This window comes from Ruegeria sp. AH12, from assembly GCF_056541465.1.
The window spans coordinates 67,640-90,300 of sequence record NZ_JBQFYL010000008.1 but is presented as its reverse complement, the minus strand read 5'-3'; the positions used below and the strand labels follow the sequence as shown (position 1 = coordinate 90,300).

Genomic DNA, 22,661 nt, shown 5'->3' with positions numbered 1-22,661 from the left:
GTGCAATGCCAAGACAGGAGAACGGATTGGCCACCGGTGCCCTAACCCCACCGCCAAATGAAATGCCCGCGCGCGAGGCGTTTGTAGAATTTCCAGACAACCGATTGCTGATCGATCTTTGCGGCGAATATGACCGCAATCTGACTGAGATTGAACAGAAGCTGTCCGTGCAGATTGTGCGCCGCGGCAATCAACTGGTTGTCATGGGCGACGAGGACTCTCAGAAAAACGCTATCGAGGTCCTTCAGGCGCTTTATACGCGTTTGGAAGGGGGGCGCGACGTTGAAGCGGCAGATGTGGACCGTGAACTGCGCATGGGCAATGCCGAGCAGGACACCGGTAGCCGCGATGGTGATCAGCTAGAGATGTTCAAAGGCGGTTCGGTCGAGATCAAGACCCGCAAAAAGCTGGTTGAACCGCGCACCGATGCGCAGAAGGCTTACGTGCAGTCGCTGTTCAACAATGAACTGGCCTTTGGAATCGGCCCAGCGGGCACAGGAAAGACCTATCTGGCCGTAGCCGTTGGCGTGTCGATGTTTATCGGCGGCTATGTGGACCGGATCATCCTCAGCCGACCTGCTGTCGAGGCGGGCGAAAAGCTGGGTTACCTGCCTGGTGATATGAAGGACAAGGTCGATCCTTACATGCAGCCGCTGTATGACGCGCTGAATGATTTTCTGCCGGGCAAACAACTGGCGAAACTGATCGAAGAAAAACGAATCGAAATCGCGCCGCTGGCCTTTATGCGGGGGCGGACGCTGGCAAATGCCTTTGTTGTGTTGGATGAGGCACAGAATGCCACGACCATGCAGATGAAGATGTTCCTGACCCGTCTGGGCGAAGGCAGCCGCATGGTCATCACCGGCGACCGGTCGCAAGTTGACCTGCCGCGCGGGGTCCAGTCGGGGCTTGCAGATGCTGAACGTTTGCTAAAGACGATCCCGAATATCAGCTTCAACTACTTCACGTCCAAGGATGTTGTACGCCATCCGCTTGTCGCCGCGATCATCGAAGCATATGAGGCTGATGCGGGCCGTGAGACCGGTTAGAACCAGGGCCCCGAAACGGGCCTTGGACTGGTGAAATGAACCTTGAACTAACGATCGAAGACACGCGCTGGCAAGATCTGGAACCTCTTGCCACGAAAGCCATTGCTGAGGTGCTGCGCTTTCGGGGCCTCGATCCCGAGATATGCGAAGTTAGCCTGTTAGGCTGCGATGATACCCGCATCGCCGAACTGAACGCTGAGTTTCGCGGCAAACCTGCCCCTACCAATGTGCTGAGCTGGCCTGCTGAGGACCTGTCCTCGGAGACGGCAGGTGCTTCGCCTGATCTTCCACAACCGGATTTCACGGGTGAAATTGCCCTGGGTGATGTTGCGATTTCGTACGATACATGTGCCCGCGAAGCAGCCGATGCCGGCAAGCCGATGGCAGATCATGTGACGCATTTGATCGTTCACGGTACGCTGCATTTGTTGGGCTATGATCACATTCGTGACCCCGATGCCACCCTTATGGAGGTTGTTGAGGTCGAGATACTTGGCAAAATGGGTATCAATAACCCATATAATGAATGAAGCGGGTACATTCACCCGGACTATTGGAACAGGATAATGGGCGACACAGACGGCAGTTCTAGGGCGGCGCATGGCGCGCAACCACAGGACAGCAGCATTGAAATCGAAGAGAAGGGCAGCTTCTTTTCAAGGATATTTGACGCATTTTCTGGTCAGAATGATGATCAGAAAGAGGTGGTGAACGGACAAGAGACCATGGCCGCTCAACCCCGTGGAATGATCAATCTGCGACGGATGCGGGTCGAAGACGTTGCGATCCCCACGGCTGAGATCATTTCGGTCCCTTCAACCATCTCAAAGGATGAACTGGCGCAGGTGTTCCGTGACAGCGGCCTGTCGCGTATCCCGGTCTATGAAGGCACTCTGGATACGCCTCTCGGTTTCGTTCACCTCAAGGATTTCGCACTGACCCACGGGTTCAATGGCGGTTCGACTGAATTCGATCTGGTTTCGATGCTGCGTACATTACTGTTTGTGCCGCCATCGATGCCGATCGGTGTTCTCATGACAAAGATGCAGACAGAGCGTCGTCATATGGCATTGGTGATCGATGAGTATGGTGGCGTTGACGGCTTGCTGACCATCGAGGACCTGATCGAACAGGTCGTCGGTGAAATCGCCGATGAACATGACGCCGACGAAGATCAGCTCTGGTTCCAGGAAAAACCCGGCTGTTACGTTGTGCAGGCCCGCGTTCCGTTGGAAGATTTTGAGGCTGAAATCGGATGTTCTCTGACCAGTCACGAGGATGTCGATGAAGAAGAGATCGACACGTTGGGAGGTCTGGTCTTCATGCTGTCGGGCCGTGTTCCTGCGCGGGGTGAGGTTGTGCTGCATCCAGAAGGTCCCGAGTTTGAAGTGATCGATGCCGATCCGCGCCGCATCAAGCGCTTGCGTGTCATGTTGCCGGAACTGACTGCATGACCCTTGTCCGGGGCTGGCCATTCAGCCTGAGGATCATATTCGCGGCAGCGTTGGGCGCACTGGGCGCATTTGGTCTAGCTCCATTTGGGTATTGGGGCGTGACGCTTGCCGCTTTGGTTCTGATTGCGCCGCTTTTTCTGGCTTCCGAGACTGCTTGGCGTGCCGGAATTTTGGGCTGGACCTTTGCGACCGGCTATTTCGCCCACGCGCTGGGCTGGATTATTGAACCGTTTCAGGTAGACCCCGAACGCCACGCCTGGATGGCGCCCTTTGCTTTGGTGTTTATGGCAGGCGGGCTTGCGTTGTTTTGGGCTGCGGCATTTTGGGCCGCTCATCGTATGCGCGGCACACTCATGCACCGAGCCGTTCTGCTGGCTTTGACTTTGTCGCTTGCTGAGTTCGCACGCGGCTATGTGCTGACCGGGTTTCCATGGGCGGGCTTTGCGCAGGTCTGGGTCGATACACCTGTGGCGCAGCTCTTGTCTCTGATCGGGCCGTATGGTTTGGGTGCGCTGACTCTGTTGGTGGCGTTTCCCATGGGTGCCGCGTTTGCGCGCGCCGAGAGCTTTATCGCCCCTAGCATTCTTGCCATCGCCAGCGTCGCTTTCGCTTTTGTCTATGCAGCTCTGAGGCCCGCCGTGGAGCAGACCGATAACGTCGTAAGACTAGTACAACCCAATGCGCCGCAGCATCAAAAGTGGGACCCGGACTACGCATCACTGTTCTTCGCGCGGCAGATTGAATTTACCGCCGCTGCGCCACGGCCTGATCTGATTGTCTGGCCCGAAACCGCAGTGCCAGCCTGGTTGAGCCGTGCTGGCCCTTGGCTGGAAACGATTGCCAGTGCGGCGCAGGGCACGCCTGTTGTGTTCGGCATTCAACGCGCGGATGGGCTACGGATTTTCAACTCGCTGATCTATCTGGATGAAACCGGTGACCAACAGGGGTTGTACGACAAACACCATCTTGCCCCTTTTGGGGAATATGTCCCGTTTGGCGATTTGCTCGGGCGTTTTGGCATTCATGGCCTGGCCGCCACGACCGGCCACGGGTTCAGTGCAGGGCCCGGTCCATCGCTGTTGGAGGCTGGAAAGCTCGGCCGCGCTTTACCGTTGATTTGTTACGAGGCTGTGTTTCCACAAGATGTCAACGGCGCACCGGATCGGGCAGATTTTATTATGCAGATCACCAATGATGCGTGGTTTGGCACCCGCTCGGGCCCCTATCAGCATCTGGCGCAGGCCCGCATGCGGGCCATTGAGCAGGGCTTGCCGCTGATGCGATCCGCCAATACCGGTGTTTCTGCAATGATCGACCCGCTGGGTCAGATCACAGATTCATTGCCTTTGGGAGAAGCGGGATTCGTGGATGCCATACTGCCCGCACCGCACGCACCGACGGTCTATTCGCGATTTGGGGACAACCCGGTTCTGATCCTTTTATTGTTCCTGTTTGTCGGGTCTTGCTTCACGGCCTACCGAGGCCGTTCAGAATTACCGATTGACCCCGTTTAACAACGCGCGTATCTCCTCAAAAGCCTGTCACAACGGCTTCCTGGCGTGGCAGAGAAATCTTAATGGAGCAATTTTATGTCCAGACAGAACTATACTTTCACTTCGGAATCAGTTTCCGAAGGGCACCCGGATAAGGTTTGCGACCGTATCTCGGATGCCGTCCTTGACGCATTTCTGAATGAAGAACCCGAAGCACGCGTGGCGTGCGAAACCTTTGCGACCACCGATCGTGTCGTCATCGGTGGCGAAGTAGGACTGTCTGATCAGGAAAAGCTGCATGATTACATGGGCCGCATCGATCAGATTGCGCGCGCCTGTATCAAGGATATCGGCTACGAGCAGGACAAGTTTCATCACGAAACAGTCGAGGTGACGAACCTGCTGCACGAACAATCCGCTCACATCGCTCAGGGCGTGGATGCCTCGGGCGACAAGGATGAGGGCGCGGGCGATCAGGGCATCATGTTTGGTTATGCCACCACGGAAACACCTGCGCTGATGCCGGCCCCGATCCAGTATTCGCACGCGATCCTGCGGCGTCTGGCCGAGGTGCGCAAGAACGGGACTGAGCCAGCATTGGGACCGGACGCAAAGTCGCAGCTGTCGGTTGTGTATCGCGATGGCAAGCCCGTTGGCGTCAGCTCGATCGTACTGTCGACCCAGCATCTCGATGAAGCGCTGAGCTCGGATGACATCCGCGCCATTGTCGAACCCTATATCACAGAAACCTTGCCGGATGGTTGGTTGTCGGCTGAGACCGAGTGGCATGTGAACCCGACCGGCAAATTCGTCATTGGTGGCCCCGATGGGGATGCTGGTCTCACTGGTCGTAAGATCATCGTGGATACCTATGGCGGTGCTGCGCCACATGGTGGTGGTGCATTCTCGGGCAAAGATCCAACCAAGGTGGACCGTTCAGCCGCCTATGCTGCGCGCTATCTGGCCAAGAACGTGGTCGCCGCCGGTATGGCAGAACGCTGCACCATCCAGCTGAGCTATGCGATTGGCGTCTCCAAACCGCTGTCGATCTATGCAGACACCCATGGAACCGGCCAGATTGCGGATGCGCAGATCGAAAAAGCGGTCGGGCAGGTCATGGATTTGACCCCGCGCGGCATTCGCGAACATCTGCAGCTGAACAAGCCAATTTACCAGCGCACTGCTGCTTACGGCCATTTTGGTCGTGAACCGGATGCGGATGGCGGCTTTAGCTGGGAACGTACCGATCTGAGCGGCGCTCTAAAAAAGGCCGTCTAACGATCCTGATCTAAAGGTGCGCCCTGACGGGCGTGCTCTGTCGGTTGAAAATCCAACAAGGGGCACGGGTGAACAAACCGACGCACGTGCCCCTTGCTTCGGTGCTGACTGCACAGTATGGGCACGGCCATGAGCACCCAGACACCCCAACGCCCCCGTAGAAACTTCTATGGCCGCTTCAAGGGCAAGACCCTGAAGCAAAGCCAGAAGACGTATCTGAACGAAGATCTCGATGCTTTGTCGCCGGGGGATGTGGGCTGGGGTGTAAACCCGGAACGTAAACCGTTGGATATGGCTTCCCTGTTTGGTGGTAAGGACGTCTGGCTTGAGGTCGGCTTTGGCGGTGGAGAGCATCTTGTGCATCAGGCCGCATCCAACCCTGATATCGGGATCATTGGAGCTGAGCCTTACATCAACGGCGTTGCGATGTTGCTGGGGAAAATCCGAAAGGCAGGCGTTGGAAATCTGGCCGTTCATCCCGGCGATGCGCGCGACCTGTTTGATGTGTTACCCGTGGCCAGCATCTCGCGCGCTTTCCTGCTTTATCCTGATCCATGGCCCAAGACACGGCATCATCGCCGTCGCTTTGTTACGCCCGAGCATCTCGAACCTCTAGCGCGGGCGCTCAAGCCGGGGTCGATCTTTCGGGTCGCGACTGACATCCCCGACTATGTGCGTCAAACTCTGGAAGAGGTTCCGCGCGCTGGCTTCGAATGGCTGGTCGAACGACCGGCGGATTGGCGCGAGCCATGGTCTGATTGGATTTCAACCCGATATGAGCAAAAGGCCCTGCGCGAAGGCAGGACCCCGCACTATCTAACATTCCGTCGGTTGGGCTAGGTGTCGTTCAGCTTCGGGAAGGTACGTCCCTTGGCGAACCATGCGACCCCAAAGGCCCACAGCGCTATGGCTTCGACAAAGAAGGTTAGGTTCAGGCTGTTCCACCAGTCAACGAAGTCTGTTCCAAATTTGTCTTTGACATAGAGCGCTGCGACGCAGGCCAGAATAATGATCCCGCAGATTGTATACAGCCGGTTCCGCTTGCGCTTGCTTTCGATCAGAACACCGTTTTTTTCATGCCGTTCCGGGACCACACGCTTGAGTACGATCAGGCAGTATAGGCCAAGATAAATAAACAAGATGCCAGCCGCGATCAGATGCCAGTTGCTGGCGCTACTGAACAGGTTGAAAAACCCTTGATGCGGTGCCTCTGCAACTGTGATCGGCGGGCCGCTGGTCACTTCAACAAAGACGCGGGACAGAAAAGTTTCCCGATCCTCGCACCCGGTGCCCAATGTCGGGATTGAGGCGACGATGAATGCGCCAACACCTGCAACGCTGCTGAGGGTGTCTTCGAAAAACGTGTCTCCTGTGTAGGCGATCAGAAAGCCGCCAATGAAATACAGCAGCCCAACGAAGACCGTGCCAAGAAACTGTGCATAGTAGAAATGGCTGATGCTGTCGCGGAAACAGCTTCCGCCGAAGTTGGACCCGGCTGCCAGAATGATGGGCAGCCCAAAGGCGACCAACCCGACCAGAAACGCCAGCCTTTGTTCCAGTTTGCTTTCTGTGCGCGTGGGATCAGCGGGGTGAAAAAGCTGAGTTGGCCCGCGCTCCAACATGTTTGGTGCTCTGTTCATAATAAAATCCTGAGCTTAGATAGATAAAGTAAATCACTTAAGATGAATGGCTTCAGTATACCTCAAATCAGGTGTTTTGCACAGAATCGAAGGAACAAGCCTGCAACCTGGGGCTTTGGCGCTGGACCCTGCGCGCCCAATTCGCTAATCGGCCTGAGGATTGATAGCGAAAACAGGAGCTCCCATGTCCGGACACGGCACGCCCATCCCGATGACCTCGCATCCCTGCGGCCCGCTGCAAGGCACGGCCGAGGTTCCCGGCGACAAGTCGATCTCGCATCGGTCTTTGATCCTGGGTGCGATGGCTGTGGGCGAGACGCGGATCACCGGCCTACTGGAAGGTGAAGATGTTCTGGACACCGCCAAGGCGATGCGCGCCTTTGGGGCCGAGGTAACAGACCACGGTGGCGGCGAATGGTCGGTTCATGGGGTTGGCGTAGGTGGCTTTGCAGAACCCGATCAGGTGATCGATTGCGGCAATTCGGGCACCGGGGTGCGGCTGATCATGGGCGCCATGGCAACCTGTCCGATCTCCGCCACGTTCACAGGGGATGCGAGCTTGAACAAACGTCCCATGGCGCGGGTTACAGACCCTCTGGCTCTGTTTGGCACGCAATCGGTGGGCCGCTCGGGCGGGCGTTTGCCGATGACCATCGTGGGCTCGGCTGAGCCGGTTCCAGTGCGCTACGAAGTGCCTGTCCCTTCGGCGCAGGTCAAATCGGCTGTGCTGCTGGCCGGGTTGAATGCGCCCGGCAAGACTGTGGTGATCGAGAAAGAAGCCACCCGAGATCATTCCGAGCGGATGCTGACGGGATTCGGGGCCGAAATCACAGTTGAGGATACGGATGAGGGGCGGGTGATCACTCTGATCGGTCGCCCCGAGCTCAAGCCGCAGGTCATTGCCGTGCCACGCGACCCGTCCAGCGCGGCTTTCCCAGTTTGTGCGGCGCTTATCACGCCCGGCTCAGACGTGCTGGTGCCTGGTATTGGTTTGAACCCAACCCGTGCGGGTCTGTTCACCACGCTACGCGAGATGGGGGCCGATCTGACTTATGAGAACGAGCGCGAAGAAGGGGGCGAGCCCGTTGCCGACCTGCGCGCGAAATATTCGCCCAACATGACCGGGATCGAGGTGCCACCCGAACGCGCCGCCTCGATGATCGATGAATATCCGGTTCTGTCCGTCGTGGCCGCCAATGCGACCGGCACCACGATGATGGGCGGCGTGAAAGAGCTGCGCGTGAAGGAAAGCGACCGGATCGACGCAATGGCCCGCGGCTTGCGCGCGAATGGCGTTACTGTGGAAGACGGCGATGATTGGTGGTCGGTTGAAGGGTTGGGCATCGGTAACGTGCCCGGTGGCAAAACCTGCGAGAGCTTTCTGGATCACCGCATAGCGATGTCCTTTATGATCCTCGGAATGGGTGCTAAGACCCCTGTGACAGTTGATGACGCCAGCCCAATCGCAACCTCTTTCCCGATATTCGAACCTCTGATGGCCGGCCTTGGGGCGCGGCTTGTCAGAAACAACCAGTGAGCCGGGCGATGTCCTACAGCTTCACTGTCGCGATTGATGGCCCGGCAGCAGCAGGAAAGGGCACCATCTCAAAGGCCGCTGCGGCGCATTTTGGGTTTGCGCATTTGGATACGGGACTGCTCTACCGCGTGGTCGGGCGGCGGACTTTGCTGGGTGTGGATCCGGTGGAAGCCGCGCAGACATTGACGGCTGAGGATTTGGATCAGGGCGACCTGCGTACAGCAGAGATAGCGCAGGCCGCTTCGAAAGTCGCTGTGATCCCTGAAGTGCGAGCCGCACTTGTCGATTTTCAACGCGCTTTTGCCCGGCGGGCAGGCGGGGCGGTCCTTGATGGGCGAGACATTGGGACCGTGATTTGCCCGCATGCCGAGGTGAAGCTGTTTGTCACCGCAAGCGCTGAGGTTCGGGCCGAGCGTCGGTTTCTTGAGCTGCAAGCCAAAGGTGCTGACGTGACCCGTGATCAGGTTCTGGCGGATGTGAAAGAACGCGATGCGCGAGACGCAGAGCGCAGTACAGCGCCGATGAAACCAGCCGAAGATGCCGTGATGCTGGATACTACAGATCTGAGCATCGAGGCTGCTTTGAACCAAGCCCTGGCCGCGATCAACACGAAACTGCCCGCAGCTAACTAGAGCTGCGGGCAACAGCGGTGCAGTTTACAGATCGCCAACTGCGATGCTTTGAATGTTGGCCCACTGATCGTCCGCCGTTTTTGCGGTGCCTGCAACATCCTTCAAAAAAGCGGCGCGGGTATCTGCATTCAAGAACAGGTACAGCTTGCCATCGGCAATCAGGTATTGATCCGGATCGCCATCGAACTTTTTACCGACCGATACACCAAACGAACAGAAACCGCCGTGTTGCGGCAGATACGCCGTCGGGTTCGCCTCGAATGCTTCGAGGTTTGCGGCGGTGGTGAAGTAGTATGATGCGCCATCATAGGTCGCCGTGTGGGTGGTAAAGCCTTCGACCGGGTTGCCGTCATTGACCAATGCGACCAGATCAACCCCGTGGGCAGCCAGCGGCGCACCTGCGGCCGAGATCCCGTTCGAGACATTGACTTCATCCGCCGCAAAGGCCGGTGTGGTGAGGGCAATGGCAGCCGCGAGGGCGGTCAAAAATTGAGTTTTCATTGTGCGTTTCCTTGTTGCGTGGGTTCAGGTCGATCACTGCGACGACCGATGAAACATAGCTAGGCGAGGGCGACGGAACGTTTAATCGCAGATAGGTCGCAAATACTTGCAGATCGTACAACTTGTCGGATTGTATGCTTGTGCTGTTCACCAAGCTTTGTTTGGTCATGCGAAACATCTGGCCATATGTTCACTCTATGCCAGCAGGAGAGACGCTATGATCCGACTAGCCCTGTTTTTGTTCCTCGCCGCCGGAAGCCTGATGGCGCAGGAGGCTCAGCCCGAGCAGCCAGATGTCGAACCTGCGATGACATATGAGCGTCTGGGCAAGATCCTCTTTGCGCTCGACCCCGAGGCCCAGCCGTTTGGACCGGGATTTCAGCTGACGATATCAGAACAGACAGTGCTGGTTGTCACCGATACGACATTGGATCGGATGCGGGCATTGGTTGCGATTGGCAGCGCCGAAGATTTGTCGCCCGCAGACCTGCAGCGCATGATGCAGGCAAATTTCGACAGCACGCTAGATGCCCGCTACGCCATTGCCAATGGCACACTTTGGGCGGCGTTCATCCATCCCTTGTCCCGGTTGGACAAGGATCAGTTGATTTCGGGTCTGGCCCAGACTGTGAACATCGCAATCACCTATGGCACTTTGTACACAGGTGGTGCGGCCGAGTTCGGTGGCGGCGACAGTCATGACTTGCAGCGCGAGTTGCTTGAAGAGCTGTTGAAGAAGGGCGAGGAAATCTGATCGCAATTGGTGATCCCCCATCCTCTTTAATGGCCCCATCCCAAAGACCCTAGCTGGATGCAGGAAAGCTGCTATAGTCTCCTGCAAGCTAAATGGGAAAGCTGCCAAACAACCTCAAGAAATGGGGAGGCGGTTACAAAATCCCAAAAGCCAACAGGGACAGAAAATATGAATAATCGTTTGAGTAAGATCACCATCGTCGGTGGTGGTACGGCGGGTTGGATGACTGCGCTGATCCTGGACATGGTGTTTTCACGCACCTCCGCAACCAAGGATCGTCCGCGTATCTGCCTGATCGAAAGCCCGAATATATCGACCGTCGGCGTGGGCGAGGCGACGGTGCCGCGCATGCCGGTCACATTGCGCCAGGCGGGGATCTCCGAGCGGGATTTCTTTCGTGAAACCAACGCTTCGTTCAAGCTGGGCGTGAAGTTTTGCAACTGGAATAAGGATGCCAAGGGAAACCGTATCGACTACGTGAACCCCTTTGCCCATGGGCAGTTGCTGGAAGGGCTTGAGGCCGCGGAATACTTTCTGCGGTTCGGCAATGGGGATCGTGATTTCACGCAGTCAATCGCGCCTCATGATGATCTGGCCCGCCTGTGCAAAGGTGCGCGGCCTTTGGGTGCGCCAGAATTCGAACAGCGCTTTGGCTATGCCTATCATCTGGACGCGGTAAAGTTTGCGGGCATGCTCACACGGGTTTGCACCAAGCGTGGTGTGGAGCACATTCAGGATGAGGTGCAGTCGGTCGAGCTGGACGAACAAGGCAATGTCAGCCACCTGATGCTGGAGCGTAAAGGGCGGCACGACATCGAGATGGTCATCGACTGTACCGGATTCCGGGGATTGATCATCAATCAGGCTCTGGGTGAGCCTTTCATGGACTATTCGGACTATTTGCCGAATGACCGCGCCATGGCGTTACAGATCGAACATCCCGATCCGGAAAAGATCGAAAGCGTCACGCGGTCGACCGCACTGGGCGCGGGCTGGACATGGCGTGTGCCGCTCTACAATCGGGTCGGCACGGGCTATGTGTTCTCATCGGCGCATCGAACCGATGATCAGGCGGCGGATGAGTATCTGGAATGGCTAGGCGACAGTGGCAAAGGGGCGACCCCGCGTGTTATCCCAATGCGCATCGGGCGTGTGCGCAATGCCTGGGTCAAGAACTGTCTGGCCATTGGTCTGTCCGGTGGGTTTATCGAACCGCTCGAAAGCACCGCGATCCATATGATTGACCACGCCATCCGCTGGTTCGCCGAGCATCTGCCCACGCGCGATATCGAGCCTTCGTTGCGGGCGCGATATAATCGCCAGATGAACAAGCTGTATGATGAGGTTCTGGACTTCATCTGCCTGCACTACCGCTTGGGCAATCGAACGGATGACCAGTATTGGATTGATGCGCGCACCGAGGTGAAGATTCCGGACCGTTTGGCCGAGAACCTTGAGCTGTGGCAGCACCGCCTGCCAATGGAACATGATATCGAGTTCGCAACCCTGTTCAATTTCCGCGTCTATCAGACGGTTCTGTTGGGCAAGCAGGTCTATGACACAGGCTATGGTGCGGGGATACGCGATCGGATACGTCCGCTGAAGAAGCCGATCTGGTTCCAATGGTGGAAGGGGGCCAAGGTGGACCTTGCGCAGATTCTGCGAACCATGCCGGACCACAAAACTCTGTTGCGCGATATTCGGGGAGAACTGGGTAAACCCGCCTTTGACAAGGCCGTCGCCGCGGCGACAGTGGCAATGCCGGGGCAAGTGCCCGCGCCTGTGGCGATCCAGAACATGCCGAATCTTGCCGAAATTCAAAGTGGCAGCAAGGATCTGCAGCTTTTCTAGGGTGCCAGCGGCGGGTGACAGGGGGCATCTGTCAAGCATTGGTGCTCTGAGCGCCAAGTGCCCCACTCAATGATTTGGTAAGGTGATCAATCCGTGTTGCAGCTCGTGGCCGGAAATGTAATATCATCACGTTATGAGTCAACCGAGACCCCAATACCGATCCGGCTCAGGCCGCAATCTGCGGAGTGATTTGAAACGGCGTCGCCGACAGGCGTCGCCGATGCAGGCCTATGATGACTTACCGCAACCGTTGCGGCACTGGCTGGCACAGGCCTGCCTGCCTTGGAGCCCGAGTTCGGCCCTGAAAATTTGGAACCGAATTGACGGTGCCAAAGACCCAGTAGCTGCGATTGTACGGTTGAACGCGGTCGAGCAAGCGATGCTGCAAAAGGATTCGAAGGTGTGGACCCAATCCGGCTGATTGCACAAGGGGGGGGCAGATTCGCCTGAGCCATGAAAATATGGGCTTTGCCCTTGCGTCCGCACTGAAATCCGCCTATACGCGCGCTGTCGATACATGGGCGGTCAACGCCCGGATGACGTTTCTGAGCAGGGCCGGGTTACCTCGGCCCTTTGTGTTTGTTTGCTCAGGGGCGCACCGGATCACGCTCGACGACATCATGAATCAAGACCGGCGGAGACAACCGCTCGGCCAGCAAAAACGTACTGTAAAGGAAAACGACGCCACATGGCTGATACATCTATGGAGGAATTCGAAGCCCTCCTGAATGAAAGCTTCGAAATGGACACACCCGAAGAGGGTTCTGTTGTCAAAGGTAAGGTTCTGGCGATTGAAGCCGGCCAAGCCATCATCGACGTCGGCTACAAAATGGAAGGCCGCGTTGATCTGAAAGAATTCGCAAATCCCGGCGAAGCCCCTGAAATCGCTGTAGGTGACGAGGTCGAAGTTTACCTGCGCGCCGCAGAAAACGCCCGTGGCGAAGCCGTTATCTCGCGTGAGATGGCCCGCCGTGAAGAGGCATGGGACCGTCTGGAAAAAGCATATGCCGACGACCAGCGCGTCGAAGGTGCAATCTTTGGTCGCGTCAAAGGTGGCTTCACTGTCGATCTGGGTGGCGCAGTTGCGTTCCTGCCCGGTTCGCAGGTTGACGTTCGCCCCGTGCGCGACGCTGGCCCGCTGATGGGTCTGAAGCAGCCGTTCCAGATTCTGAAAATGGACCGCCGCCGTGGCAACATCGTTGTGTCGCGTCGCGCTATCCTGGAAGAATCGCGTGCCGAACAGCGTGCCGAAGTCATCGGCAACCTGTCCGAAGGTCAGACCGTCGAGGGTGTTGTCAAGAACATCACCGAATACGGTGCCTTTGTCGACCTGGGCGGCGTTGACGGCCTGCTGCACGTCACCGACATGGCATGGCGCCGTGTGAACCACCCGTCCGAGATCCTGACGATCGGCGAAACCATCAAGGTTCAGGTCATCAAGATCAACAAAGAGACCCACCGCATCAGCCTGGGCATGAAGCAGCTGCAGGAAGATCCGTGGGATCTGGTTGCTGCCAAGTACCCGCTGGGCTCGGTCCATCAGGGTCGCGTTACCAACATCACCGACTACGGCGCGTTCGTCGAGCTGGAAGCCGGTGTCGAAGGTCTGGTGCACGTGTCCGAGATGTCCTGGACCAAGAAAAACGTCCACCCCGGCAAGATCGTTTCGACCAGCCAGGAAGTCGACGTCATGGTTCTGGAAATCGACGGCGCCAAGCGTCGCGTGTCTCTGGGCCTGAAGCAGACTCAGCGCAACCCATGGGAAGTGTTTGCAGAAACACACCCCGAGGGCACCGAGGTCGAAGGCGAAGTCAAGAACATCACCGAATTCGGTCTGTTCATTGGCCTCGAAGGCGACATCGACGGCATGGTTCACCTGTCCGACCTGTCCTGGGACGAGCGTGGCGAAGATGCGATCCAGAACTATCATAAGAACGATGTGGTACAGGCTGTCGTATCGGAAGTTGATGTCGAGAAAGAGCGTATCTCGCTGTCGATCAAGGCCTTGGGCGGTGACAAATTCGCCGAAGCCGTGGGCGGCGTGAAGCGTGGCTCGATCGTGACCGTGAACGTGACCGCTATCGAAGATGGCGGCATCGAGGTCGAGTACGAAGGTATGAAATCCTTTATCCGCCGTTCCGATCTGTCTCGTGACCGTGCCGAACAGCGCCCCGAGCGTTTCTCGGTCGGTGACAAGATCGACGTTCGCGTCACCAATGTCGACAGCAAGACCCGTCGTCTGGGCCTGTCGATCAAGGCACGCGAGATCGCCGAAGAGAAAGAGGCCGTGGAACAGTACGGTTCTTCCGACTCGGGCGCATCGCTGGGCGATATCCTGGGTGCGGCGCTGAAATCCGGCGACTGATCCGGGGCGCAAGCCTGAACAAGATGACCGGCCCCGCGCACCTGCGCGGGGCCGTTTTTGTTGCGAATCAATACGTTCCGATTCTTCGGTCTATTTGATCAATAGCTCGCGCATTAGGTGTGTAAAGCGGGTGAACTGGCAAAAAATCGCGTGAGTCTGTGCGAAATTCAGGTGGCGGCGCCTATAGTTTGCTTTCCCCTGATCCGGCTTTTTCCCTATACTGTCAGAACAATAGACCTGACATATTGGCCGCCTGGGAGGGTAACGCGAATGATCCGTTCAGAATTGATTCAGAAGATTGCCGATGAAAACCCGCATCTCTACCAGCGTGATGTCGAGCGGATCGTGAATACCGTATTTGAAGAAGTCACCGATGCGATGTCGCGCGGCGACCGGGTCGAACTGCGCGGCTTTGGAGCGTTTTCGGTGAAAAAGCGTGACGCTCGTGTGGGCCGTAATCCAAGAACCGGCGAGACGGTTCAGGTCGAAGAAAAATCAGTTCCGTTTTTCAAAACCGGCAAGTTGCTAAGGGATCGATTGAACGGTAAAGCCTGACCTCATGATGCGCTACCTTCGATATGCTTTTCTGGCCAGTTTGGGGATCGTTCTGATCTCGATTTCACTGGCCAATGTCGGCTCGGTCGAGCTGAAGCTGATGCCTGACGCCTTGGCAGAACTGCTTGACTTCAACCTGTCCACCTCATTGCCGCTATTCATCGTCGTTTTGGGCGGTGTCGTGGCAGGGCTGGTCATCGGGTTTCTGTGGGAATGGCTGCGCGAGCACAAACATCGCAAAGACGCCTCGGTCAAGAAAAGCGAAGTGCGCAAGCTTGAGCGTGAGGTCAAGAAGCTCAAGAACAAACAGAACGAAGACAAAGACGAAGTTCTGTCTATTCTGGACGAGGCGAGCTGAGCCGGCGCCATGGCCGAGGTATCCGTCAAAATCTGCGGTCTCACCGCCCCTGATCACGTGCGCGTCGCGGTTGATGCGGGTGCGCGGTACTTAGGGTTCAACTTTTTCCCAAAATCACCACGATATGTTTCCCCCGAACAGGCCGCCGGGTTGGTGACCGATATCCCCGCTGGTGTCGCTAAGGTCGCGCTGGTTGTGAACGCCACGAATGAATTGCTCGACAGCATCACGCAAACTGCGCCGTTCGACATGTTGCAATTGCACGGAGCCGAGACGGTCGAGCGGGTGCAAGAGGTCAAGGATCGCTATGGCTTGCCCGTCATAAAGGTCATCGGTGTTTCTGATGCTGGGGACTTGGCCGCAATTGATATCTATGGCGAGGTCGCCGATCAGCTACTGATCGACGCGAAAGCTCCTAAGAACGCTATTTTGCCGGGCGGCAATGGTTTGGCGTTTGACTGGCGCCTGCTGGCCGGGCGCAAATACTGGCGTAGACCTTGGATGCTGGCCGGTGGGTTAACCCCGGAAAATGTTGGTGAAGCGATTCGTATGACCGGGGCACGGCAGGTTGATGTCGCCTCAGGTGTAGAAAGCGCGCCGGGTGTCAAGGATGCGGGACTCATCAAGGCGTTTATCGAAGCGACTCGATAATCCGTAACACGTTTTGTCATGGCAAATCCTGCTGCTACCTCCTATGAACACCAGGTACGACGAGGGAGACACCCATGGCCAACGATCTTTTCAATTCCTTCATGTCCGGCCCGGATGAACAGGGCCGCTTTGGCATCTTCGGCGGGCGGTTTGTCAGCGAAACATTGATGCCGTTGATCCTGTCGCTGGAAGAGGAATATGACAAAGCCAAGGATGATCCGACCTTCTGGGCCGAGATGGACGATCTATGGGCCAACTATGTGGGCCGCCCGTCGCCTCTGTATTATGCCGAACGCCTGACAGAACATCTGGGTGGGGCGAAAATTTACCTCAAACGCGATGAACTGAACCACACAGGCGCGCACAAGATCAACAACGTGTTGGGCCAGATTATTCTGGCGCGGCGCATGGGCAAGACCCGGATCATCGCGGAAACAGGGGCCGGGCAGCACGGGGTGGCCACCGCCACCGTCTGCGCCAAATTCGGCCTGAAATGCATCGTCTACATGGGTGCCCATGACGTACAGCGGCAGGCCCCGAACGTGTTCCGCATGCGTCTGCTGGGGGCCGAGGTGATTCCCGTGACCTCAGGCCGTGGTACGCTGAAAGACGCCATGAACGACGCGTTGCGCGATTGGGTGACCAATGTGCGTGACACGTTCTACTGCATCGGCACAGTAGCTGGTCCCCACCCATACCCGGCGATGGTCCGCGACTTCCAGTCGATCATCGGCAAGGAAGCGAAAGAGCAGATGATGAAGGCCGAAGGCCGCTTGCCCGATACGATCATTGCAGCCATTGGCGGTGGATCGAATGCGATGGGCCTGTTCTACCCGTTCCTTGACGATAAGGAAGTAAACATCATCGGCGTTGAGGCCGGTGGTAAGGGCGTTAACGAAAAAATGGAACATTGCGCCTCGCTCACCGGTGGTCGCCCTGGCGTGCTGCACGGCAACCGGACCTATCTGTTGCAGGATGAGGATGGCCAAATTCTGGAAGGCTATTCGATCTCGGCCGGTTTGGACTATCCCGGCATCGGGCCTGAGCATTCATGGCTGAACGATATCGGTCGTGCAAACTATGTCGCTATCACAGACAAAGAAGCGCTAGAGGCGTTCCAGTTGTGCTGCGCGACCGAAGGCATCATCCCGGCGCTGGAGCCCAGCCACGCTCTGGCCCATGTCATGAAGATCGCGCCCGACCTGCCCAAAGATCACCTGATCTGCATGAACATGTGTGGACGTGGAGACAAGGACGTACAGACCGTCGCCAAGTATCTGAACTTTGATATGTCGGATACCGAAGGGCGCTCGGCAGACTAGCCTTGGAGCTATGAGACTCGATTGAATTGTGTCAGGTTGCGCCCATGCGCGACCCGTCTCAATCCATCAAGTCCGAACAGCTTGGTCAGAAGTATGATGCCGCAGCGCCCGGATGGGCGGACAAGATGCGGTTGCTGGGCTATTTCGACGCCTATCTCGGGTTTCTATCGGCGGACCCGGCGGCCAATCTAGGCGACAATGCGTTGGACGTTGGGTGCGGAACCGGTGCCTTTGCCGAGGCGCGTGCAGTTGTTCAACCACACGGTTCCGTCACCTTGCTAGAGCCTTCAGAGAACATGTTGTTTCGGGCAAAAGGCGCCCTTGCCCGGCGCGGAATTGATGCAGCGATCGCGAGAAACTGGCTGTCAGAGTTCAAGGCCGTTCAGACCTATGATTGTATCCTGGCGGCGCATGTTCTGGAACACTGTACTGATCCGGTCGATGCACTGCGTCAAATGCGCGAGTTGGCTAAACCGGGGGCGACGCTGTGGCTGGTAGTAAGTAAACCACATTGGTGCAATGCGATCATATGGCTGCAGTGGCGTCACCGGACCTATCGTCCGGATGTGGTTGCAAAAATGCTGGCACAATCAGGTTGGGGTTTGGAGGCTGAACACGGTTTTCCAACCGGCCCGCCTTCGCGCACATCCCGTGGATATCGCGCAGTGGCGATATAACTATCTTAGTCAGATCGCTTGGCTTCCAATGCCTTGAGCGGAACGATCTCCAACGCTCGCTGATGCGTTGCTTCAAGATGCACCATCGGGGCACAGCCTTCGTCATAGGCTTGCAGGAAACGACTTGCACAAAGGCACCAGCTGTCACCGGGTTTAAGGCCCGGGAAATCAAACTCGGGGCGCGGCGTGCTGAGATCATTGCCTACATATTTGGAATAGGCCAGGAATTCAGCCGTCATTACGGCGCAGACCGTGTGGCTGCCCTGATCCTCGGGGCATGTGTTGCAAGCCCCGTCCCGGAAAAACCCGGTCAGAGGATCGCGTGAACAGGGGGCCAGAACGCCCCCCAGAACATTGACGCTGTCTTGTTTCTGCATAGGGCCATCTTACAGGCTTCGGGCGATGCTGCGAAACATTTCAATATTTTCTTCGCCAACGCCCGGATCGCGGAATCGCCGATCTGCGCCGGTCGTGACGATCAGAACGTCGCGGGCCTGGTCAAAATAGATGTATTGCCCGTAAACGCCCCGCGCCATGAATTCACCGTCTTCGGCACCAAGAGGGATCCACCATTGGTAGCCATAGCCGATTTTGCCCGGTTTGGTTGGTGATGATGCCGCTGTTGATACGGCGATCCAGTCCGCCGGAACCAGCTGTTGCCCATTGTGCACGCCGTTTTGCAAGATCATCTGACCAAAACGGGCGAAGTCACGTGTGGTGAAGTTCAACCCACCAAGGACAAAGGCCACGCCAGCGCCGTCAGTCACGTAGTAGCCGTCATGCTCTAGGCCCAAGGGCTGAATGATCTTTTCGGTCAGCAGGTCGGTAACACTGCGCCCAGTGGCCCCGCGGATCACCATGCCCAACACATGCGTATCGATCGAAACATATTGATAAGTTTCCCCCGGAGGGGCAAAACTCTCATTGAGCGACGCGGCAAAATCATCCAGTTCCCCGCCAAGCGCAACGATGCGGCCCATGCGGTTGATGTCTGAATTGGGGTCCAGGTAATCTTCGTCAAAGGTTACACCGCTGGCCATGTTCAGCACATTCCGGATCGTTGCGCCGTCATAGGCGCTGCCCTTCAGCTGCGGGGCGTATTGCACGACAGGATCGTCCAGCGAGGTGATCGCGCCTTCGCTCAGCAAGATGCCGAACAAGGCCGACAGATAGCTTTTTGCAACCGACCAAGATATCCGCCGGTCATCTGCGCCGGTGCCCAGATAGTACTCTTCAAACCGAACCTCACCGTTTTGCATGACCAGCAGAGAGGTCACGGCGCGTTCATCGACCCATTCATCTGTACCGTCGGGAAGGTCAAAGCCAGCCCCATAGGGTAATTCCCAAGTTGGTCCGTTTCCACGGGGCAGGGGGGCGGTCAGAAACGCCGCATCCATGTGCGAGAAGTTGTGAACAATTTTTTCTTCGGAAAACAAAGAGTTCACCGCCATCAAGCGTTGAATCTCTTCACGCTTCCAGACCCCAACCGCAATTGCAGCCAGCACCAAGGTCAAAGTGATGCGCAGCAGCCATTTGATCACAGTTCTCATGCAACCCTCCCTGTTTCGGTTACATAGGAGCGTTGCAGGGCGCATTGCGCAATCAAGACGTAACGGAAAGCGCGATCAGGATTATTTGAATTTATCCAGCAGCTTTTGCATGGCCGTCCGGTCATCTGCAGCTGGTTCGGGTCTTTCAGCGGGCTTAGATGTGGGGTCGTCGGCCGGAGGCGACTTGGAGGATCGTGCCGGTGCAGTACGCAGCGCAACGGCGTTCATGAATTTGCCACCCTCGTCCTTTGTAAGGTGTTCAGCCCCGTCTGAGACACCGCGCAGTACATTGTCCAGCCAGTCGCTCTCGGCTTTGGCAAAATCTGATAGGACGTATGGCGATACCATTTCCTTGCGGCCAGGATGCCCGATGCCCAGGCGCACCCGGTCATAGGCCGCCCCGATGTGGTCGTGGATCGACCGCAACCCGTTGTGGCCAGCATGGCCGCCGCCCGCTTTGACCCGGACTTTGCCCGGGGTCAGATCCAGCTCATCGTGAAAGACAGTCACATCCGTAGACTCAAGTTTGTAGAAGCGCATTGCTTCACCAACCGATTGGCCTGAACGGTTCATGAACGTTTGCGGCTTTAGCAGTAGAACCTTCTCTGTACCCAAACGTCCTTCGGCGATCTCACCCTGGAACTTTGATTTCCAAGGACCAAAGCCATGATCTTCGGCAATCCGATCCAAAGCCATGAAACCTATATTGTGTCGGTTGCGGGCGTATTTTGAGCCCGGGTTCCCCAATCCGACAAACAGTTTCATTTTCTCGTCCTTGTGCAGCGCTATGGGTTGATGGCACGGAATTGCACTTGTTTCCAGCCCGACCAAAAGAAAACGGGGCCCGAAATCGGCCCCGTTTCCAATCCAAACCGTTGAGTTCGGACTTATTCTTCAGCTTCTTCCTGACCGACGACTTCTACTTCGTCCGCGGCCACTTCTTCGCCTTCTTCATCGTCGCTAGTCGACAGGCCTGTTGGCGCAGAGACGTTTGCGATCACGAAGTCACGGTCGATGGTCGGCTTGGTGCCTGCGGGTAGGTCTACCGACGAGATGGTCACAACGTCGTTAATTTCCATTCCGGTCAGATCAACGGTGATCTTTTCAGGAATGTCACCCGCGGTGCACATCAGTTCAACTTCGGGGCGAACAACAGTCAGAACGCCGCCCTTCTTGATGCCGGGGGCTGCTTCTTCGTTGATAAACTCAACGGGGATGAACAGCGCGATCTTGGTGGTCCGGCGCAGGCGCATCAGGTCCAGATGGGTCGGCAGGTCTTTGACGACGTCACGCTGAACGTCACGGCAGATGACGCGGACGTCTTCGTGACCGTCAACCTTCAGGTTCCACAGGGTCGACTTGAACCGACCTGCTTTCAGGCGCTTGAACAGTTCGTTGAACGGAATCTGAATCGGCAGCGGCTCTTTGTCGCCACCAAACACAATGCCCGGAACCATGCCATCGCGGCGTGCCTGACGAGCGGCGCCCTTGCCTGTCCCCGTCCGTTCCAGAGCTACGAGATCAGGAATCTCTCCAGCCATGATAATTCTCCAATGTTAGGGCGGGCATCCTCCAAGGCTGTATGCCCGCGTGAAGCCGCGTCCTTAGCTTGATTCATTGGGTTTGGAAAGGGGTTTTTGACGGTCTGTAGTATTGCGAGGCTCTGCCTCGCGCTCCGAGGTATTTTCAGCCAGATGAATGAAGGATCCAGACTTCATCTGGCTACAAATATCCCTGGGGAGGCGCCCAGTAAGGGCGACGGGGGCAGAGCCCCCTCCGACTCGTCAGTTTTGCCAGCGGCCACCAAAGTCTTGGGGCACCAGCAGATTGTGCCGACCCAAATCCGAAACACTGCGCTCTCCGCACAAGGCCATGGTTGTATCCAGTTCTTTCTGAATGACATCGAGCGCTGTCGTCACACCCTTTTGACCCATTGCGCCCAGCCCGTAGACAAAAGCGCGCCCGATATAGGTGCCTTTAGCGCCCAACGCCAATGCCTTGAGAGCGTCTTGGCCGGATCGGATGCCACTGTCCAGATGGACTTCGATGTCGCTACCAACGGCATCCATGATCTCGGGCAGCATCCGGATTGAACTGAGCGCGCCGTCCAGTTGGCGGCCGCCGTGATTCGATACAACGATGGCGTCAGCCCCCAGCTTGGCGGCCATTTTTGCATCTTCGGCATCCAGAATGCCTTTGAGGATCACCTTGCCGCCCCATTGTTCCATCAGCTTTTCAACCTTTGACCAATCCAGGCTGGGGTCGAATTGTTCGGCCGTCCAGGCGCCGAGCGAGGACGCGTCCGAGATACCTTCGACATGGCCGACGATATTTCCGAACTCACGCCTTTGGGCGCGCAGCATCTCGATGCCCCAGGACCATTTGGTCATCAGGTTTGCAATGGTTTTGGCAGTCAGTTTTGGCGGGGCGGACAGTCCGTTCTTCAGATCCTTGTGCCGCTGACCCAGGATCTGCAGGTCCAGCGTGATCACCAGCGCCGAACATTTGGCATCTTTTGCGCGCTGGATCAGTCGGTTGACGTAGTCGGTGTCTTTCATAGTGTAGAGCTGAAACCAGAAGGGTGTGCTGGTATACTCTGCCACATCTTCAATCGAATTGATGGACATCGTCGATAACGTAAACGGGACACCGAATTCCTCGGCTGCCTTGGCCGCTTTCATCTCGCCATCGGCATGTTGCATACCGGTCAAACCTACTGGGGCAAGCGCTACAGGCATCGCGACATCCTGCCCGATCATCTGAGACGCGGTTGAACGCCCGGCCATGTCCACAGCGACCCGCTGACGCAGGCGAATTTGTTCGAAATCCGAGCTGTTTTCGCGAAAGGTCTGTTCAGTCCAACTGCCGCTTTCGGCGTAGTCATAGAACATGCGCGGCACGCGCCGTTCGTAGATACGTTTTAGGTCGTCGATGGTGGTGATGACTGGCATTTGTCCGGCCCTTGAAGGATTGGTTTGTTTTCTTTACCAATTT

Annotated in this window: 24 protein-coding genes and 1 riboswitch; of the genes, 17 read left to right on the top strand and 7 right to left on the bottom strand. The window is 56.9% G+C overall.

Translation table 11 applies throughout. The features are described from left to right. Positions 1 to 26: 26 nt before the first annotated feature. From ACR0EL_RS13470 to trmB, 6 genes are all read left to right on the top strand, one after another. Positions 27 to 1,049: a PhoH family protein gene (locus ACR0EL_RS13470; RefSeq protein WP_480500428.1), complete on the top strand. Its 1,023-nt coding sequence runs from the start codon at positions 27 to 29 to the stop codon at positions 1,047 to 1,049. 35 nt (positions 1,050 to 1,084) lie between these two features. Further along, positions 1,085 to 1,579, top strand: a complete 495-nt coding sequence (ybeY, locus tag ACR0EL_RS13465; protein WP_353012263.1) for an rRNA maturation RNase YbeY — start codon at positions 1,085 to 1,087, stop codon at positions 1,577 to 1,579. Positions 1,580 to 1,615: 36 nt separating this feature from the next. Then, positions 1,616 to 2,503, top strand: coding sequence for a hemolysin family protein (locus ACR0EL_RS13460; RefSeq protein ID WP_480500426.1), 888 nt, complete (start codon positions 1,616 to 1,618; stop codon positions 2,501 to 2,503). Continuing rightward, positions 2,500 to 4,017 carry an apolipoprotein N-acyltransferase gene (gene lnt / locus ACR0EL_RS13455; protein ID WP_480500424.1) on the top strand — a complete coding sequence of 506 codons (1,518 nt, stop codon included), beginning with the start codon at positions 2,500 to 2,502 and terminating at the stop codon, positions 4,015 to 4,017. The genes ACR0EL_RS13460 and lnt overlap by 4 nt, the downstream gene beginning before the upstream one ends. 21 nt (positions 4,018 to 4,038) lie before the next feature. Then, positions 4,039 to 4,087: riboswitch (SAM-SAH riboswitch) on the top strand. Between the two features lie 5 nt (positions 4,088 to 4,092). Continuing rightward, positions 4,093 to 5,274 (top strand): methionine adenosyltransferase, encoded by a 1,182-nt coding sequence (metK, locus tag ACR0EL_RS13450; protein ID WP_480500423.1) that lies wholly within the window; start codon positions 4,093 to 4,095, stop codon positions 5,272 to 5,274. A 129-nt stretch (positions 5,275 to 5,403) separates the two neighbouring features. Continuing rightward, positions 5,404 to 6,114, top strand: a complete 711-nt coding sequence (gene trmB, locus ACR0EL_RS13445; protein ID WP_480500422.1) for a tRNA (guanine(46)-N(7))-methyltransferase TrmB — start codon at positions 5,404 to 5,406, stop codon at positions 6,112 to 6,114. Here the strand turns inward: trmB and ACR0EL_RS13440 are convergent. Next, entirely contained in the window at positions 6,111 to 6,914 is an 804-nt protein-coding gene (locus tag ACR0EL_RS13440; RefSeq protein WP_480500421.1) for a hypothetical protein, read from the bottom strand. The genes trmB and ACR0EL_RS13440 overlap by 4 nt on opposite strands. 184 nt (positions 6,915 to 7,098) lie before the next feature. Here ACR0EL_RS13440 and aroA point away from each other — a divergent pair, with 184 nt between their 5' ends. Beyond that, the gene (gene aroA, locus ACR0EL_RS13435; protein ID WP_480500420.1) at positions 7,099 to 8,451 is read left to right on the top strand and encodes a 3-phosphoshikimate 1-carboxyvinyltransferase; all 1,353 of its coding nucleotides are present in this window, start codon (positions 7,099 to 7,101) and stop codon (positions 8,449 to 8,451) included. Between the two features lie 8 nt (positions 8,452 to 8,459). Further along, positions 8,460 to 9,083 carry a (d)CMP kinase gene (gene cmk / locus ACR0EL_RS13430; protein ID WP_480500419.1) on the top strand — a complete coding sequence of 208 codons (624 nt, stop codon included), beginning with the start codon at positions 8,460 to 8,462 and terminating at the stop codon, positions 9,081 to 9,083. A 24-nt stretch (positions 9,084 to 9,107) separates the two neighbouring features. On the opposite strand, the gene ACR0EL_RS13425 is transcribed toward cmk, so the two are convergent. Beyond that, positions 9,108 to 9,584, bottom strand: a complete 477-nt coding sequence (locus tag ACR0EL_RS13425; protein ID WP_480500418.1) for a YHS domain-containing (seleno)protein — start codon at positions 9,582 to 9,584, stop codon at positions 9,108 to 9,110. Between the two features lie 217 nt (positions 9,585 to 9,801). Here ACR0EL_RS13425 and ACR0EL_RS13420 point away from each other — a divergent pair, with 217 nt between their 5' ends. From ACR0EL_RS13420 to ACR0EL_RS13380, 9 genes are all read left to right on the top strand, one after another. Beyond that, positions 9,802 to 10,338, top strand: coding sequence for a hypothetical protein (locus ACR0EL_RS13420; protein WP_480500417.1), 537 nt, complete (start codon positions 9,802 to 9,804; stop codon positions 10,336 to 10,338). A 168-nt stretch (positions 10,339 to 10,506) separates the two neighbouring features. After that, the gene (locus tag ACR0EL_RS13415; RefSeq protein WP_480500416.1) at positions 10,507 to 12,189 is read left to right on the top strand and encodes a tryptophan halogenase family protein; all 1,683 of its coding nucleotides are present in this window, start codon (positions 10,507 to 10,509) and stop codon (positions 12,187 to 12,189) included. 220 nt (positions 12,190 to 12,409) lie between these two features. Further along, positions 12,410 to 12,610, top strand: a complete 201-nt coding sequence (locus tag ACR0EL_RS13410) for a DUF6525 family protein (RefSeq protein WP_480500415.1) — start codon at positions 12,410 to 12,412, stop codon at positions 12,608 to 12,610. Between the two features lie 267 nt (positions 12,611 to 12,877). Beyond that, entirely contained in the window at positions 12,878 to 14,554 is a 1,677-nt protein-coding gene (gene rpsA / locus ACR0EL_RS13405) for a 30S ribosomal protein S1 (protein ID WP_353012297.1), read from the top strand. A 270-nt stretch (positions 14,555 to 14,824) separates the two neighbouring features. Continuing rightward, positions 14,825 to 15,109, top strand: coding sequence for an integration host factor subunit beta (gene ihfB, locus ACR0EL_RS13400; RefSeq protein WP_170477659.1), 285 nt, complete (start codon positions 14,825 to 14,827; stop codon positions 15,107 to 15,109). A gap of 7 nt (positions 15,110 to 15,116) precedes the next feature. After that, a complete protein-coding gene (locus tag ACR0EL_RS13395; RefSeq protein WP_480500491.1) occupies positions 15,117 to 15,467 on the top strand; it encodes a lipopolysaccharide assembly protein LapA domain-containing protein in 351 nt (116 codons plus the stop codon). Between the two features lie 9 nt (positions 15,468 to 15,476). Continuing rightward, complete coding sequence (locus ACR0EL_RS13390) at positions 15,477 to 16,118, top strand: phosphoribosylanthranilate isomerase (RefSeq protein WP_480500414.1); 642 nt, start codon at positions 15,477 to 15,479, stop codon at positions 16,116 to 16,118. Between the two features lie 74 nt (positions 16,119 to 16,192). Beyond that, entirely contained in the window at positions 16,193 to 17,440 is a 1,248-nt protein-coding gene (gene trpB, locus ACR0EL_RS13385; RefSeq protein WP_480500412.1) for a tryptophan synthase subunit beta, read from the top strand. A 44-nt stretch (positions 17,441 to 17,484) separates the two neighbouring features. Beyond that, positions 17,485 to 18,117, top strand: a complete 633-nt coding sequence (locus ACR0EL_RS13380; protein ID WP_480500411.1) for a class I SAM-dependent methyltransferase — start codon at positions 17,485 to 17,487, stop codon at positions 18,115 to 18,117. 5 nt (positions 18,118 to 18,122) lie between these two features. Here the strand turns inward: ACR0EL_RS13380 and ACR0EL_RS13375 are convergent, their stop codons facing one another. From ACR0EL_RS13375 to ACR0EL_RS13355, 5 genes are all read right to left on the bottom strand, one after another. After that, positions 18,123 to 18,494, bottom strand: coding sequence for a DUF2237 family protein (locus ACR0EL_RS13375; RefSeq protein ID WP_480500409.1), 372 nt, complete (start codon positions 18,492 to 18,494; stop codon positions 18,123 to 18,125). Between the two features lie 9 nt (positions 18,495 to 18,503). After that, positions 18,504 to 19,667, bottom strand: coding sequence for a serine hydrolase domain-containing protein (locus tag ACR0EL_RS13370; RefSeq protein ID WP_480500408.1), 1,164 nt, complete (start codon positions 19,665 to 19,667; stop codon positions 18,504 to 18,506). Between the two features lie 81 nt (positions 19,668 to 19,748). Beyond that, positions 19,749 to 20,432, bottom strand: coding sequence for an aminoacyl-tRNA hydrolase (pth, locus tag ACR0EL_RS13365; RefSeq protein WP_480500407.1), 684 nt, complete (start codon positions 20,430 to 20,432; stop codon positions 19,749 to 19,751). A 122-nt stretch (positions 20,433 to 20,554) separates the two neighbouring features. Continuing rightward, complete coding sequence (locus tag ACR0EL_RS13360; RefSeq protein WP_480500406.1) at positions 20,555 to 21,208, bottom strand: 50S ribosomal protein L25/general stress protein Ctc; 654 nt, start codon at positions 21,206 to 21,208, stop codon at positions 20,555 to 20,557. Positions 21,209 to 21,451: 243 nt separating this feature from the next. Next, complete coding sequence (locus tag ACR0EL_RS13355; protein WP_480500405.1) at positions 21,452 to 22,618, bottom strand: alpha-hydroxy acid oxidase; 1,167 nt, start codon at positions 22,616 to 22,618, stop codon at positions 21,452 to 21,454. Positions 22,619 to 22,661: the final 43 nt, after the last annotated feature.

Bases quoted from the DNA above. Each gene is read 5' to 3' on its own strand.
- ybeY (WP_353012263.1), top strand. From the start codon at position 1,085: ATGAACCTTGAACTAACGATCGAAGACACGCGCTGGCAAGATCTGGAA.
- ACR0EL_RS13460 (WP_480500426.1), top strand. From the start codon at position 1,616: ATGGGCGACACAGACGGCAGTTCTAGGGCGGCGCATGGCGCGCAACCA.
- lnt (WP_480500424.1), top strand. From the start codon at position 2,500: ATGACCCTTGTCCGGGGCTGGCCATTCAGCCTGAGGATCATATTCGCG.
- metK (WP_480500423.1), top strand. From the start codon at position 4,093: ATGTCCAGACAGAACTATACTTTCACTTCGGAATCAGTTTCCGAAGGG.
- trmB (WP_480500422.1), top strand. From the start codon at position 5,404: ATGAGCACCCAGACACCCCAACGCCCCCGTAGAAACTTCTATGGCCGC.
- ACR0EL_RS13440 (WP_480500421.1), bottom strand. From the start codon at position 6,914: ATGAACAGAGCACCAAACATGTTGGAGCGCGGGCCAACTCAGCTTTTT.
- aroA (WP_480500420.1), top strand. From the start codon at position 7,099: ATGTCCGGACACGGCACGCCCATCCCGATGACCTCGCATCCCTGCGGC.
- cmk (WP_480500419.1), top strand. From the start codon at position 8,460: ATGTCCTACAGCTTCACTGTCGCGATTGATGGCCCGGCAGCAGCAGGA.
- ACR0EL_RS13425 (WP_480500418.1), bottom strand. From the start codon at position 9,584: ATGAAAACTCAATTTTTGACCGCCCTCGCGGCTGCCATTGCCCTCACC.
- ACR0EL_RS13420 (WP_480500417.1), top strand. From the start codon at position 9,802: ATGATCCGACTAGCCCTGTTTTTGTTCCTCGCCGCCGGAAGCCTGATG.
- ACR0EL_RS13415 (WP_480500416.1), top strand. From the start codon at position 10,507: ATGAATAATCGTTTGAGTAAGATCACCATCGTCGGTGGTGGTACGGCG.
- ACR0EL_RS13410 (WP_480500415.1), top strand. From the start codon at position 12,410: ATGCAGGCCTATGATGACTTACCGCAACCGTTGCGGCACTGGCTGGCA.
- rpsA (WP_353012297.1), top strand. From the start codon at position 12,878: ATGGCTGATACATCTATGGAGGAATTCGAAGCCCTCCTGAATGAAAGC.
- ihfB (WP_170477659.1), top strand. From the start codon at position 14,825: ATGATCCGTTCAGAATTGATTCAGAAGATTGCCGATGAAAACCCGCAT.
- ACR0EL_RS13395 (WP_480500491.1), top strand. From the start codon at position 15,117: ATGCGCTACCTTCGATATGCTTTTCTGGCCAGTTTGGGGATCGTTCTG.
- ACR0EL_RS13390 (WP_480500414.1), top strand. From the start codon at position 15,477: ATGGCCGAGGTATCCGTCAAAATCTGCGGTCTCACCGCCCCTGATCAC.
- trpB (WP_480500412.1), top strand. From the start codon at position 16,193: ATGGCCAACGATCTTTTCAATTCCTTCATGTCCGGCCCGGATGAACAG.
- ACR0EL_RS13380 (WP_480500411.1), top strand. From the start codon at position 17,485: ATGCGCGACCCGTCTCAATCCATCAAGTCCGAACAGCTTGGTCAGAAG.
- ACR0EL_RS13375 (WP_480500409.1), bottom strand. From the start codon at position 18,494: ATGCAGAAACAAGACAGCGTCAATGTTCTGGGGGGCGTTCTGGCCCCC.
- ACR0EL_RS13370 (WP_480500408.1), bottom strand. From the start codon at position 19,667: ATGAGAACTGTGATCAAATGGCTGCTGCGCATCACTTTGACCTTGGTG.
- pth (WP_480500407.1), bottom strand. From the start codon at position 20,432: ATGAAACTGTTTGTCGGATTGGGGAACCCGGGCTCAAAATACGCCCGC.
- ACR0EL_RS13360 (WP_480500406.1), bottom strand. From the start codon at position 21,208: ATGGCTGGAGAGATTCCTGATCTCGTAGCTCTGGAACGGACGGGGACA.
- ACR0EL_RS13355 (WP_480500405.1), bottom strand. From the start codon at position 22,618: ATGCCAGTCATCACCACCATCGACGACCTAAAACGTATCTACGAACGG.